The organism is Microvirga arabica, from assembly GCF_016811235.1.
Lineage (GTDB): Bacteria > Pseudomonadota > Alphaproteobacteria > Rhizobiales > Beijerinckiaceae > Microvirga > Microvirga arabica.
This window is the reverse complement of the sequence record NZ_JAFBID010000003.1, coordinates 79294-91377: the sequence shown is the minus strand read 5'-3', so window position 1 is coordinate 91377 and position 12084 is coordinate 79294. Positions and strand designations below refer to the sequence as shown.

The 12084-nt window shown below is 63.8% G+C and carries 16 protein-coding genes; 11 read left to right on the top strand and 5 right to left on the bottom strand.

Annotated features, from left to right (window positions below; translation table 11 throughout):
* Positions 1-7: 7 nt before the first annotated feature.
* Both JQC81_RS32885 and JQC81_RS02670 read left to right on the top strand, forming a co-directional pair.
* The gene (locus JQC81_RS32885) at positions 8-589 is read left to right on the top strand and encodes an NUDIX hydrolase (RefSeq protein WP_203270171.1); all 582 of its coding nucleotides are present in this window, start codon (positions 8-10) and stop codon (positions 587-589) included.
* 56 nt (positions 590-645) lie between these two features.
* Complete coding sequence (locus tag JQC81_RS02670) at positions 646-1341, top strand: DUF2076 domain-containing protein (protein ID WP_203270170.1); 696 nt, start codon at positions 646-648, stop codon at positions 1339-1341.
* A 99-nt stretch (positions 1342-1440) separates the two neighbouring features.
* Here the strand turns inward: JQC81_RS02670 and JQC81_RS02665 are convergent, their stop codons facing one another.
* The gene (locus JQC81_RS02665) at positions 1441-2178 is read right to left on the bottom strand and encodes a L,D-transpeptidase (RefSeq protein WP_246520173.1); all 738 of its coding nucleotides are present in this window, start codon (positions 2176-2178) and stop codon (positions 1441-1443) included.
* Between the two features lie 235 nt (positions 2179-2413).
* Here JQC81_RS02665 and JQC81_RS02660 point away from each other — a divergent pair, with 235 nt between their 5' ends.
* A complete protein-coding gene (locus JQC81_RS02660; RefSeq protein WP_203270169.1) occupies positions 2414-3259 on the top strand; it encodes a DMT family transporter in 846 nt (281 codons plus the stop codon).
* 59 nt (positions 3260-3318) lie between these two features.
* On the opposite strand, the gene JQC81_RS02655 is transcribed toward JQC81_RS02660, so the two are convergent.
* Entirely contained in the window at positions 3319-3807 is a 489-nt protein-coding gene (locus tag JQC81_RS02655) for a PaaI family thioesterase (RefSeq protein ID WP_203270168.1), read from the bottom strand.
* Between the two features lie 60 nt (positions 3808-3867).
* The gene (locus JQC81_RS02650; protein ID WP_203270167.1) at positions 3868-4302 is read right to left on the bottom strand and encodes a MarR family winged helix-turn-helix transcriptional regulator; all 435 of its coding nucleotides are present in this window, start codon (positions 4300-4302) and stop codon (positions 3868-3870) included.
* 195 nt (positions 4303-4497) lie between these two features.
* Here JQC81_RS02650 and groES point away from each other — a divergent pair, with 195 nt between their 5' ends.
* The 3 genes from groES to JQC81_RS02635 all read left to right on the top strand — a co-directional run bounded on the left by groES (position 4498) and on the right by JQC81_RS02635 (position 7871).
* Positions 4498-4785: a co-chaperone GroES gene (groES, locus tag JQC81_RS02645; RefSeq protein WP_196263029.1), complete on the top strand. Its 288-nt coding sequence runs from the start codon at positions 4498-4500 to the stop codon at positions 4783-4785.
* Between the two features lie 52 nt (positions 4786-4837).
* Positions 4838-6484: a chaperonin GroEL gene (groL, locus tag JQC81_RS02640; RefSeq protein WP_203270166.1), complete on the top strand. Its 1647-nt coding sequence runs from the start codon at positions 4838-4840 to the stop codon at positions 6482-6484.
* A gap of 130 nt (positions 6485-6614) precedes the next feature.
* Positions 6615-7871: a calcium-binding protein gene (locus JQC81_RS02635; protein ID WP_203270165.1), complete on the top strand. Its 1257-nt coding sequence runs from the start codon at positions 6615-6617 to the stop codon at positions 7869-7871.
* A 74-nt stretch (positions 7872-7945) separates the two neighbouring features.
* On the opposite strand, the gene gstA is transcribed toward JQC81_RS02635, so the two are convergent.
* Together gstA and JQC81_RS02625 are read right to left on the bottom strand one after the other, a co-directional pair.
* Entirely contained in the window at positions 7946-8563 is a 618-nt protein-coding gene (gene gstA, locus JQC81_RS02630; protein WP_203270164.1) for a glutathione transferase GstA, read from the bottom strand.
* A 25-nt stretch (positions 8564-8588) separates the two neighbouring features.
* Positions 8589-9038, bottom strand: a complete 450-nt coding sequence (locus JQC81_RS02625; RefSeq protein WP_203270163.1) for a DoxX family protein — start codon at positions 9036-9038, stop codon at positions 8589-8591.
* Between the two features lie 95 nt (positions 9039-9133).
* Here JQC81_RS02625 and JQC81_RS02620 point away from each other — a divergent pair, with 95 nt between their 5' ends.
* The 5 genes from JQC81_RS02620 to JQC81_RS02600 all read left to right on the top strand — a co-directional run bounded on the left by JQC81_RS02620 (position 9134) and on the right by JQC81_RS02600 (position 12081).
* Complete coding sequence (locus JQC81_RS02620; protein ID WP_246520171.1) at positions 9134-9583, top strand: MarR family winged helix-turn-helix transcriptional regulator; 450 nt, start codon at positions 9134-9136, stop codon at positions 9581-9583.
* 105 nt (positions 9584-9688) lie between these two features.
* Positions 9689-10234, top strand: a complete 546-nt coding sequence (locus JQC81_RS02615; protein WP_203270161.1) for a VOC family protein — start codon at positions 9689-9691, stop codon at positions 10232-10234.
* 91 nt (positions 10235-10325) lie between these two features.
* The gene (locus JQC81_RS02610; protein ID WP_203270160.1) at positions 10326-10712 is read left to right on the top strand and encodes a COG4315 family predicted lipoprotein; all 387 of its coding nucleotides are present in this window, start codon (positions 10326-10328) and stop codon (positions 10710-10712) included.
* A 56-nt stretch (positions 10713-10768) separates the two neighbouring features.
* On the top strand, positions 10769-11278 hold the full coding sequence (locus JQC81_RS02605) for an RNA polymerase sigma factor (protein ID WP_203270159.1): 510 nt from the start codon (positions 10769-10771) through the stop codon (positions 11276-11278).
* Complete coding sequence (locus JQC81_RS02600) at positions 11275-12081, top strand: anti-sigma factor family protein (protein WP_203270158.1); 807 nt, start codon at positions 11275-11277, stop codon at positions 12079-12081. The genes JQC81_RS02605 and JQC81_RS02600 overlap by 4 nt, the downstream gene beginning before the upstream one ends.
* Positions 12082-12084 lie beyond the last annotated feature (3 nt).

Below are 12084 nucleotides of genomic sequence, written 5' to 3'. Positions count from 1 at the left end.
CTCATCTGTGAGCTTCGATGCTGCGGCCTTCCGGGAGCATGTAAAGACGATCCTGGACCGGCATGCGAGTGCGTTCGACGTGCCTGAAGAACGCCATGCTCTCCTGTGCAGGCAGATCGCCAATGGGGATGACATTCATTCCCGCCGCACCTTTCCGGGGCATGTCACCACATCGGCGTTCATACTCGACGCAAAGGGCGGAAAAATCCTGCTGATCCATCACCGGTTCCTCGGACGATGGCTGCAGCCCGGCGGTCATTACGAGGCGCCGGAGGATCTGGCGGCCTCGGCCCTGCGCGAGGCTGTGGAGGAGACCGGGATGGAGGGGCTTGCGATCGATCCCTGGCATCGCGCGTCCGGTCTTCCCATCGACATCGACAGCCACCGCATTCCCGCCCGTCCCGAACGGGGCGAGCCCGAGCATTGGCATCACGACATCCGCTATGTGGTGAGAGCCCGGGAGAGCGCAGCCCTCCGGCCCGATCTGCGGGAGGTGCATGGGGCCGCGTGGCGCGGGCTTCGGGAGCTGGAGGCCATCGCCCCGCATGCCTTGCGGAATATGCGCAGGCTTGGCCTCGCGGCCCCCTAACAAACCCGACCGCCATGCTTACATCTGTTTCCGACAACCCTTGAAGGAGGCTTGCCATGAACGATCAAGAACGCCAGGTCATCAGCGACATCTTCCGACGGCTCGAACAGGTGGCGAACCAGCCGCGCGATCCCGAGGCAGAGCGCTTCATCGCCGACAAGCTGCGCGAGCAGCCCTATGCGCCCTATGCGATGGCCCAGGCGGTCTACGTCCAGGAGCAGGCGCTCGCGAAACTTCAGGCCGAGAACGAGCATCTGCGCGCCGAGCTCGATCAGGCAAGCCGGCGGCCGCAAGCCGGCGGCTTTCTCTCCAGTATCTTCGGCGGCGGCTCCCGTCCGCCGGGGCCGGCCTACAACACGCCGCCGGCCCGTCAGGCCTCGCCCTGGGGCCAGCCGCAGCGCCATCCGCAGCAGCCCTACGGCGCGCCTCAGGGCGGCACGCCCGGCCCTTGGGGCGGTGGCATGATGCAGCGCGGCGGTGGAGGCGGGTTCCTGGGAACCGCGCTCTCGACGGCGGCCGGCGTCGCCGGCGGCATGATGATCGCGAACGCCCTGACGAGTGCCTTCAGCGGCGAGAACAATCCGGTGAGCGATGTGGCGTCTGCGGCCGGCCTCGGGGGCGCCGATCAGGCTGCCAACGCCGGCAATGAAGGCATCACAGATTCACTCTACCAAGACGCGAGCAACCAGGATTCCGGTCAGGATTTTTCCGACTTCGGCGGCGATGGCGGAGACGAGGGCGATTGGGCCTGATCGGCTCCGTAACATCACACGCGCCTGCACCTTCCGATAAAGCCAACGGCCGGGCTTGCCCGGCCGTTTTCATGAATGGATGATCTCGCCTCCGGGCGATCAGATCACGATCACAGGCGCGCCGACCTTCACGCGGTTGTAGAGATCGACCACGTCCTCGTTGAGCATGCGGATGCAGCCCGAGGAGACAGCCTGCCCGATGGTGTGCGGCTCGTTCGTGCCGTGAATGCGGTAGAGCGACGAGCCGAGGTAGAGAGCGCGCGCGCCGAGCGGGTTGTCGGGGCCGCCTTCCATGAACCGTGGCAGGTCGGGGCGACGGCGCAGCATCTCGGCCGGCGGACGCCAGGACGGCCATTCGCGCTTCATGGAAACGGTCTGGCGCCCGCTCCACTCGAAGCCCTCGCGGCCAACGCCTATGCCGTAGCGAATGGCGCGGCCGCCGTCCTGCACGAGGTAGAGGAACCTGTTGTCGGTATCGACCACGATCGTGCCGGGCCGCTCCCGGCCCTGGTATGACACGATCTGGCGCTGGAACTGCGGGGCGATCGCATAATCGATGCTGTTGTCGTAGCCGGTGCCGTTGCCGTAATCCTGCGGCAAGGATGCCACCGTGCTGCCGGTGGAGCGCACGTCATACGGGTAGCTGCTGGTGCGGTAGGCCTGGGTGCGGGATGACGGGCGCGTGACGCGCGGATAATCCTCCGCATAGCCGTCCTGGGTCCGCGCATACGGGTAGTAATCGTATTGCGACGAGATGTAGGTGTTGCCGTAGAACTGTCCGGCGCGGCCCATGGGCTGGGCCGAGGCCGCGGCCGGCAGGAGGGCGGCCAAAAGCATTGCAGAGCAAGGGATCCAAGCACGCATTGAAGTGTCCTATAGCTGTGTTTTGCTGAGTTAACGGCAAGCGCGGCTTTTGTTTCCGCCAAGCTCGCATGAATTTAAGCGCCGAAGTCAGGACCCATTTCCTGTCGATGCTGAGAAAAGAGAGATGAAGCTTTGAGGAAAGTGCTGTAAGAGCCTTCGCTTCGACGGCGCTCATCCCGGACGCTGCTTTTCACATCGTCGTAACATCATGAAATTCGGTCCCGCCCTGCGGGCGGCCTCGGGCATCGCGGTTCTGTCCATCATGGATGCGGTCATCAAGGGAATGGCCGCCTTTTACCCGATCTTCCAGGTGGCTTTCCTGCGCTTCGCCTGCGGCTCTCTCATCGTGGCCGCCGTCGTGTCCGTCATGCGGCCCGGTTGGCCGAGCCGCGAGACGGTGATCGCCAATTCAATGCGCTCGGTCATCGCCGTGGTCACGGCTGTCAGCTTCTTCTATGCGCTGGGGCAGCTGCCCCTGGCCGAGACCCTCGTCCTGTCGTTCCTCTCGCCGATGTTCATCGCGCTCTTCGGGCTCCTGATGCTGAAGGAGCGGGTGGATGTCCGGATCATCGGGGCCATCGCCATCGGGTTCGCCGGAACGCTCGTCGTGGTCTTGGGCCAGACCGAGGAGGCGAATTCCGCGCGGTCCTGGGGCGGGGTCGCCGCGGCGCTGACATCGGCCGTCACCTATGCGCTCAGCCTGGTGCTGCTGCGCCAGCGCGCCCAGCGGGACAAGTTCCTGCACATCGTGGTCTTCCAGAATATCGGCCCGGCCATTCTCGTGGCGCCCTTCGCGCTCTTCGTCTGGCAGCCGCTCGACCTCATGCATCTGGGCTGGTTCATGCTCATGGGGGCGCTGGGCTTCATGGGCCATATGCTCATGGTGACCGCCTATGCCAAGGCCGAGGCGGCGCGGCTCGCCCCTCTCGAATACACGGCCCTGATCTGGGCGGTGCTGATCGGCTACGGGGTGTTCAGCGAAATCCCCACCTGGGCGACGCTGGGCGGCGGCATCCTCATCGTGGCCGCCGCCATGCTGACGTCGCGGCGCTAGCTTAGAGACTGAGCATCGGATGGATCCCAAAAGTGCAAGTCCACTTTGGGTCCGATACCCTAGGCAGCCTTGCTGGCCGCCGCGCTGAAGATCATGCAGGTCTCGGTGCCATGGGCGAGAAGCCGGCCCTTGGCATCGAAGAGCTTGCCCTCGGAGGTGGCGAGCGTTCCGCCGCGATGAATGAGAACGCCCTCGCAGGTGACCTTGCCCATATTCGGCAGGATCGGCCGGACGAAGTTGAGCTTCATCTCCACCGTCGTGTAGCCCTGGCCGGCGGCCAGGGTGCTGTGGACGGCGCAGGCCATGGCGCTGTCGAGGATGGCTGAGGTCCAGCCGCCATGGATGGTTCCGAGCGGGTTGAAGAAGCTTTCCGTCGGCTCGCCCTCGAAAACCACCCGGCCTTCCTCGGCCTGAATCATGTAGACATTGGTGGAGCGCGAGAAGGGAGGCGCCGGATGGCGGCCCTCCAGCATGCCGCGCAGAAAGGCGAGGCCCGGCTCAGCCGTCAGCACATCCCGCGATACGATTCCATGAACCCGCTCAAGCATCGCTCTCTCCTGTCTGTGTAGATACACGGTACGGGAAGGGGCGAGATCCTGCAACGGCTTTTAAGAGGAATGAGAGGCCTTTCTCAGGGCACGCATCGCCTTGCGGGCTTCGTCGCCTTCAACATCCTGGAGCCGAGCCTCCACCTGAGCCTGGGCTTGTTGCCAGAGGGGGATGGCAGCCTCCAGGAGGGCCTGTCCTTCGGGCGTGAGCCTGTGCCGGAGGCCGCGTCCCTCGCCGGGAACGGGTTCGATCCAGCCGTTCTCGGTCAGGAGCTTCAGGTTCCTCACAAGGGTGGTACGCTCCAGTCCGAGCCGCTCGGCCAGGACGGTTTCGGATGCCGTCGTGCCATGCCCTATGGCGCCCAGGATGCCGAACTGGGGCAGCTTGAGACCAAGAGGGCGCAGGGCCGCCTCGTAGGTGCGGCTCAGGAGCCGCGCCGTCATGCGGGCGTGAAGGGCAAAGCAGCTTTTGCCGATGGCTTCCAGATCGGTCATGAAATGATCATGACCCGCCCCTATAGAGCGTCAAGGCTTCTTTTCCGGCCCTGACCATAAGGCAGGTCTCTTGACTCCCCATCGGCTTATGCCTATCTCGCGGCCAGCGTTAGCACTCGTCAGGAGACAGTGCTAACAGCCGACAGACCAGGGTGCGGCCAGAGGGGCCGCGTCAATTGTCAAAGGGGAAGTTCCATGAAGTTCCGTCCGCTGCACGACCGTGTTGTCGTCCGCCGCATCGAAGCCGAAGAGAAGACGGCCGGCGGCATCATCATCCCGGACACCGCCAAGGAGAAGCCGCAAGAGGGCGAGATCGTCGCCGTCGGCCCCGGCGCCCGTGACGAGAGCGGCAAGGTTGTTGCCCTCGACGTGAAGGCTGGCGACCGCGTCCTGTTCGGCAAGTGGTCCGGCACCGAAGTGCGTGTCGACGGTCAGGATCTCCTGATCATGAAGGAATCCGACATCATGGGCATCGTCGGCTAATCAGGCCCACGGACCCATTACAGATTTTCCAATTTAACTGGAGGCAAAGCCCATGGCTGCCAAAGACGTTAAGTTTTCTTCCGATGCTCGCGACAAGATGCTGCGCGGCGTCGACATCCTCGCCGATGCGGTGAAGGTCACGCTCGGCCCCAAGGGCCGGAACGTGGTGATCGAGAAGTCCTTCGGCGCTCCGCGCATCACCAAGGACGGTGTCACCGTCGCCAAGGAGATCGAGCTCGCCGACAAGTTCGAAAACATGGGCGCCCAGATGGTGCGCGAGGTGGCCTCGAAGACCAACGACATCGCCGGTGACGGCACCACCACGGCCACCGTTCTGGCCCAGGCCATCGTCCGCGAGGGCGCCAAGGCGGTTGCCGCCGGCATGAACCCGATGGACCTCAAGCGCGGTATCGACCTCGCGACCTCTGAGGCCGTGAAGGACATCCAGGCCCGCGCCAAGAAGGTGAAGTCCTCCGACGAGGTTGCCCAGGTCGGCACGATTTCCGCTAACGGCGACAAGGACATCGGCGAGATGATCGCCCATGCCATGCAGAAGGTCGGCAACGAGGGCGTGATCACGGTCGAGGAAGCCAAGACCGCCGAGACCGAGCTCGATGTGGTCGAGGGCATGCAGTTCGACCGCGGCTACCTCTCGCCGTACTTCATCACCAATGCCGAGAAGATGGTGGCCGAGCTCGAGGATCCCTACATCCTCATCCACGAGAAGAAGCTCTCCTCGCTCCAGCCCATGCTGCCGATCCTCGAGGCTGTCGTTCAGACCGGCAAGCCGCTCCTCATCATCGCTGAGGACGTGGAAGGCGAGGCTCTCGCGACCCTCGTGGTCAACAAGCTCCGTGGCGGCCTGAAGATCGCTGCCGTCAAGGCTCCCGGCTTCGGCGACCGCCGCAAGGCCATGCTCGAGGACATCGCCGTCCTGACCGCCGGCCAGACGATCTCGGAAGACCTCGGCATCAAGCTCGAGACCGTGCAGCTCCCGATGCTCGGCCGCGCCAAGCGCGTTCGCATCGAGAAGGAGAACACCACGATCATCGACGGCGCCGGCCAGAAGGCCGACATCGAGGCTCGCGTGGCTCAGATCAAGGCGCAGATTGAGGAGACCACCTCGGACTACGACCGTGAGAAGCTCCAGGAGCGTCTCGCCAAGCTCGCAGGCGGCGTCGCGGTGATCCGCGTCGGCGGCGCGACCGAGGTCGAGGTCAAGGAGAAGAAGGACCGCGTTGACGACGCTCTGAACGCCACCCGCGCTGCGGTGGAAGAAGGCATCGTCCCCGGCGGCGGCACGGCTCTGCTGCGCGCCAAGGGCGCCGTTGCGAAGCTGACCACCGACAACCCGGACGTTCAGGCCGGCATCAAGATCGTGCTGCGCGCGCTTGAGGCTCCGATCCGCCAGATCGCCGAGAACGCCGGCGTCGAAGGCTCCATCGTTGTCGGCAAGATCAACGACAACAAGGGCTCCGACACCTTCGGCTTCAACGCTCAGACGGAAGAGTTCGTGGACATGCTCCAGGCCGGTATCGTCGATCCGGCGAAGGTCGTCCGCACGGCTCTCCAGGACGCCGCTTCGGTGGCCGGCCTGCTCGTGACGACCGAGGCCATGGTTGCCGAGGCTCCCAAGCGCGAAAGCGCGCCGGCGATGCCGGGCGGCGGCATGGGCGGCATGGGCGGCATGGACTTCTAAGACGTCCAGGCACCACAGCCTAAAACGAAGAAGCCCCGGAGCAATCCGGGGCTTTTTGTTGGTCGCTGAGCTTCCTTGAAAGGGCGTTTCGTATCGATATAACGTTATGATCCGTTCTGGGAGATCAGCCATGCCTATCATCCGTGTGATCGATACAGCTCAGTCAACGAGCGAGCCGTATTCTGCTGCGGTTTCACTCGAATTCACGACAACCCTTGTCTTGGCAGCAGGGGTTTCGATCACTGCGACTGGCGCTGGAGCGGTGGGGATTTCGTCCGAGGTATCATTCGACCCAGATCACTCCCTTCTGATCTATGGGAGCGTTCACAGCGAGCAGGGGCCTGCCGTTGTGGTGAGCGGCACCATCACCGTCGGTGCATCGGGAAGCATCACGGGAGCGCAGGATGGCGTCTACCTCTATGGCGCCAACAACCCTGGACAAGCGCATGTGCTGAACAATGCCGGGACAATCAGCGGAGGGAGTTATGGCGTCCGACTCGAATCGTTTCAGAGCCATGTACTGAACTCAGGCTCGATCAAAGGCAACTTCGGCATCGTGGCATCCGGCTCGGACGAGGGGCTCGTCATTGACAATACCGGGTTGATCGAGGGCACGAAGTTCGCAGCCATCAATGGGGCCTCAAAAGGCTCCAGCATCATCAAGAATCAGGGACAGATCCGTGGCGATGTGGTTCTAGGCTCGGGAGATGATGTTTATGACGGCCGCGGCGGCACCATCAAAGGAGTCGTTGTCCTCAATGCCGGATCCGACATTGCCTGGGGCGGCAGCGAGACGGAGGTGTTCGAGACCGGGTGGGGCACCAAGTTCATCGACGGCGGCAACGGAATCGATACGCTGTCTTACAGGCAGGCCGCCAAGGTGGACCTGAGGATTACGGAGCAGCAGAAGACGGGTCAGCAGAGCTGGGAAACGATCCGCAACATCGAGAATCTCTCCGGCAGCGATGGCGATGACAAATTCACCGGAAGCGAGGGCGGCAACGTTCTCGACGGCGGAGCCGGAAACGATAGGCTTGATGGGGATCTCGGCCAGGATCAGTTGCTGGGTGGAGAGGGCAAGGACATCTTCAGCTTCAGCACAAAGCTGAAGAACAATATCGATGTGGTGTTCGACTTCCGCTCCACGGACGACACCATTCATCTCTCGAAGGTGATCTTCAGCAAGATCGCCAAGGGTGCCTTGAAGAAGAACGCGTTGTTCTTCGGGAGCAAGGCCAAGGACGAGACGGATCGGATCGGGTTCAACAAGAAGACCGGTGATCTGGTCTACGATGCCGACGGGTCCGGCACGAAGTATGCCGCTGTCAAATTCGCGCAGCTCGAACCGATGAGCGTTGTGAAGGCGAACGATTTCTGGATCGTTTGAGCATCCCGACATGTCACGACGAAACGCCCTGGATCGCTCCAGGGCGTTTCTTGTTTGAATGAGCTGTGTGTGACTTAAGCCGCCTTCTTCACCAAGCCTTCGGCCTCGAGCGCCTGCTGCACGGCCGGGCGGGAGGCGATGCGGGCCTGGAAGGCCTGCAGGTTCGGGAACGACGAGATGTCGATGCCGTGGAAGTTCGTCCAGTTCACCACCGTGAAGAGATAGGCGTCGGCGATGGTGAACGTGTCGCCCATCAGGAAGGGCTGCTTGGCAAACGTCTCGTCGAGATAGGCGAAGCGGCTGGCGAGGCGCTCCTTGGTGGCGGCCTTCACCGCGTCGGGCGTCGCGGGGTTCCACAGGGGGCCGAAGCCCTTGTGGATCTCCGTGCTGATGAAGCCGAGCCATTCCAGCAGGCGGTAGCGCTCCATGCTGCCGGCGGCAGGCGCCAGCGTCTTCTCGGTCTGGGCATCGGCCAGGTACTGGATGATGGCGCTGACTTCCGTGAGCACGGAGTTGTCCTGCAGCCCGAGGGCCGGAACGTAGCCCTTTGGATTGACGGCCAGATAATTTGCGCCCGTCTCGGTGGTGCGGTTGGCGAGATCGACCTTCTCGATGGTGAGGGCAAGGCCGGCCTCGCGGGCCACGATGTGAGGGGCGAGCGAGCAGGCGCCAGGATAGTAGTAGAGCTTCATGATGTATCTCCAGGGGTGGACGGGATCAGGCCGCTGCCTTGAGCGATGCCGAGGCAGGGGACAGGGCGAGCGGGCGCGAAGGCTTCAGGGCATAGGCCCCGTCGCCGAGAAGGGCTTGAGCGACCGAGAGCACGATCAGGTAAAGCGGGTATTCCCAGCCACCACCTTGGGCCGAGAAGACCCAGCCATTGCCGATGTGGACCCAGGCGGCGCCGAACAGAACCGGCAGAAGACCGAGAGCGACCCAGCGGCTCTGGACGCCGAGAACAAGCAGGATGCCGCCGATGAGCTCGGCCAAGAAGGTGGCATAGGCGAGGGCTCCCGGCAGGCCGAGAGACTCGAAATACTGCGCCGTGCCGGCGAGCGTGAAGGTCATCCACTTCAGGATGAGGCTGTGGGCGATATACATGGTACCCAGCGAGACCCTGAGGAGCAGGGCGGCGTAGTCGGAATTGGTTGGTTGAGGGTGTGACATTGCAAATCTCCATGCAGGTGCATATGAATTGATGCAGATGCATGGATCTGTCAATCTCGATGCAATTGCATCAAAAACAGAGGAGCTTTGCCGCAATGCAAGAACCACCTCCGGAGCCGCCTGCCTCCGTCATCAGAGCCTGGGGCCGCCTGATCCGGGCGGAGCGCATTGTGGTGGGGCGCATCGAGGCGGAGCTGAAGAGCGCCGGCTTCCCGTCCCTGCACTGGTATGATGTGCTGCTCGAACTGAAGCGGGGACCGGAAGGCCGTCTCACACCCCGCGAGATTGAGGAGGCCGGCCTCTTCGAGCAGTACAATCTGTCCAGGCTTCTCGATCGTATGGAGAACAAAGGGCTGGTGCGCCGCATCCCTTTTCCGGGCGACAAGCGGCGCCAGCTGATCGAGATCACCGAAGAGGGTAAGGCCCTTCAATGGCGCATGTGGAGCGTCTACGGCGCGGCGATCAACCGGTTCATCAGCGCCAAGCTCACCGACAAGGAAGCCGGGCAATTGTCGGCCCTGCTGCTCAAACTCATCCAGGAATGACCTGACTGCATAGCTCAACCGTTCAGCCCGCCGCCAAACGATCTGCCGCTCTATGCGTTCATGTGTATACGGCTAAGCGATAGCTGGCTAAGCGAGGATCGGGACGTGAGCGCAGGACAATCAATTCTTCCGAAGGGGCGGCAGAGCCTGTGGCGCGTCCTTCTTGCGTCACAGCTGATCGTCGCCAGCCTCGGGTTGCTGACCGCAGGGTCGGCGGCAGCCGACAGCGAGCCTCGCCCGAGCTCGGCGTCCATCCGCACGCCTGACTTCGACGCGAGCGTAGACTGGTACCGGGACAAGCTGGGATTCCGGCTGCTCGGCAGCCAAAGCCTCGTAACGGGACGCAAGGCGGTGCTGGAACGCAGCGGTTTCCTGCTCGAGATTTCCGAGGCGGACCATATCCTGCAGCAGGAGCCGGACACGACCGCGGCGGTCCAGGTCACCAAGGCGCCGGTCGTCAGCCTGCTCGTGCCTGATGTCGACCGTGAGGTGCGGCGCCTCGATGCGGCGGATGTGGACATCCTCCTGCCGCCGCAGGACGACTTGGACGGAACCTACCGGACGGCGCAGGTCCGCGACAACGGACGCCATCGGATCGAGCTGCGCGAGCCTCTCGACGACCCGGCGCAGTTCAACGCCATGGGCCGCTAATCCGCAGAGAATATTGTCAAGCTTTCGGGAATAAGCGGCTCTGCCCCCGTGTCTTTGAGGTTGTGGTCACACCCGACCTTGGAGGACACCCATGAGACAGATCCTGCGCCCCGCCATCCTGGCCGCAGCCCTCGTCGCCGCATCCGTCGCCGTTGCTCAGACCGCCGCTCCCGCGAAGGTCGCAGATACGAGCAAGGGCAAGGCTCTCGTCGATGCCAAGGGCATGACGCTCTACACCTTTGATCGCGACACGGCTGACAAGTCGGCCTGCAACGGCCAGTGCGCCCAGAACTGGCCCCCGCTGATGGCCGCCGCGAATGCCTCCGCGTCCGGCGACTGGAGCGTGGTCACCCGCGACGACGGCTCCAAGCAATGGGCCTACAAGGGCAAGCCGCTCTATCTCTGGGTGAAGGACACGAAGCCCGGCGAGGTCACGGGCGACGGCGTCAACAATGTCTGGCGTGTGGCGATGCCGTGAGGCTTGCCGAGCCCGGCGGTTCATCCTTGAATGATGCCGTAGCCTGAGAACCGACCTTGGATGAGATCGCCGCCCTTCTCGAACCGCAGATCCCGGCCCTGAGGCGTTACGCCTGGGCCCTGCTGCGCGATCATGAAGCGGCGGACGATCTCGTTCAGGATACCCTCGAGCGGGCCATCAGCCGATGGGGTCAGCGCCGGCAGGAGGGCGATCTCAGAGCGTGGCTCTTCACCATCCAGCGCAACCTGTTCCTCAACGGTTTGAGGCAGCGTAAGGCACGCGGAACCCAGGTGGGTGAGGACGCTCTGAACGACGTCCAGGCTCTCGGGACAGATCCGGAGAGTCATGCCGGCCTGCGCGACGTTCTCGTAGGGCTCGATGCCTTGTCCGAAGAGCAGCGCTCCCTGCTGCTGCTGGTTGGAGTCGAGGATCTGTCCTACGAGCAGGCTGCAAAGGTTTTGGGGATTCCGCTCGGCACGGTCATGTCGCGCCTGAGCCGGGCGCGGGCGCGGCTGCGGGAATTCATGGAGAACGGGCGTAGCACCGTCTTGAGGAGAGTAAAGTGACGGGCGAGCGACCCATCGGAGAAGACGATCTGCAGGCCTATGTGGACGGCAGGCTCACCCCGTCGCGGCGCGAGGCGGTCAAAGCTTATTTGGAAGATCATCCGGCCCTGGCCGATCAGGTGGGGCAGGAGATCGAGCAGCGCGAGGCCCTGCGCGCCCGGCTGTCCTTCAAAGCCGCCGAGCCCATTCCCTCGCGCCTTCGGATCGCCAATCTCATGGCCGCGCAGCGCCGTCCGCCGCGGGGCCGCCCTGCGGCCGTTGCGGCCGCCGTGGCGGGGCTCCTCGTCGGCTCTGTCCTGGGAGCGGCTGGCGGGATCTGGTGGTCATCCGGCCCGGCTCAACTGGCGCAGACGAGCGTTGCCGGAAACGCCATCGCGGCGCATCGGATCTATGTCGGCGAGCGCCTGCACCCGGTGGAGGTGCCGGCCGAGCAGGAGGCGCATCTCGTGCAGTGGCTGTCCCGCCGCGTCGGCAAGCCGCTGAGTGCTCCGAACCTGACGGCCCAGGGCTACCGCCTCATCGGCGGCCGGCTTCTCCCGGACGGCGGCGAAGCGGCGGCTCTCTTCATGTACGAGAATGCCGGCGGCAACCGGCTTACGCTTTATGCGCGCTCCGGCGGAACGGACGCGCAGACGTCGTTCCGCTTCGAGTCTCGCGACGACGTGTCCGCCTTCTCCTGGATCGACAACGGTCTTTCCTACGTGGTTACGGCGAAAGTGGATCGCGCACAGCTCCTGCCCATCGCGGAGGCGATCTACAGGCAGTTCGAGGCTACAGGCGAACCGGCGAAGAGCCGCCTGTAGAAA

Bases quoted from the DNA above. Each gene is read 5' to 3' on its own strand.
- JQC81_RS02670 (WP_203270170.1), top strand. From the start codon at position 646: ATGAACGATCAAGAACGCCAGGTCATCAGCGACATCTTCCGACGGCTC.
- JQC81_RS02660 (WP_203270169.1), top strand. From the start codon at position 2,414: ATGAAATTCGGTCCCGCCCTGCGGGCGGCCTCGGGCATCGCGGTTCTG.
- groES (WP_196263029.1), top strand. From the start codon at position 4,498: ATGAAGTTCCGTCCGCTGCACGACCGTGTTGTCGTCCGCCGCATCGAA.
- JQC81_RS02665 (WP_246520173.1), bottom strand. From the start codon at position 2,178: ATGCTTTTGGCCGCCCTCCTGCCGGCCGCGGCCTCGGCCCAGCCCATG.
- gstA (WP_203270164.1), bottom strand. From the start codon at position 8,563: ATGAAGCTCTACTACTATCCTGGCGCCTGCTCGCTCGCCCCTCACATC.
- JQC81_RS02610 (WP_203270160.1), top strand. From the start codon at position 10,326: ATGAGACAGATCCTGCGCCCCGCCATCCTGGCCGCAGCCCTCGTCGCC.
- JQC81_RS02650 (WP_203270167.1), bottom strand. From the start codon at position 4,302: ATGACCGATCTGGAAGCCATCGGCAAAAGCTGCTTTGCCCTTCACGCC.
- JQC81_RS02620 (WP_246520171.1), top strand. From the start codon at position 9,134: ATGCAAGAACCACCTCCGGAGCCGCCTGCCTCCGTCATCAGAGCCTGG.
- JQC81_RS02635 (WP_203270165.1), top strand. From the start codon at position 6,615: ATGCCTATCATCCGTGTGATCGATACAGCTCAGTCAACGAGCGAGCCG.
- JQC81_RS02655 (WP_203270168.1), bottom strand. From the start codon at position 3,807: ATGCTTGAGCGGGTTCATGGAATCGTATCGCGGGATGTGCTGACGGCT.
- groL (WP_203270166.1), top strand. From the start codon at position 4,838: ATGGCTGCCAAAGACGTTAAGTTTTCTTCCGATGCTCGCGACAAGATG.
- JQC81_RS02625 (WP_203270163.1), bottom strand. From the start codon at position 9,038: ATGTCACACCCTCAACCAACCAATTCCGACTACGCCGCCCTGCTCCTC.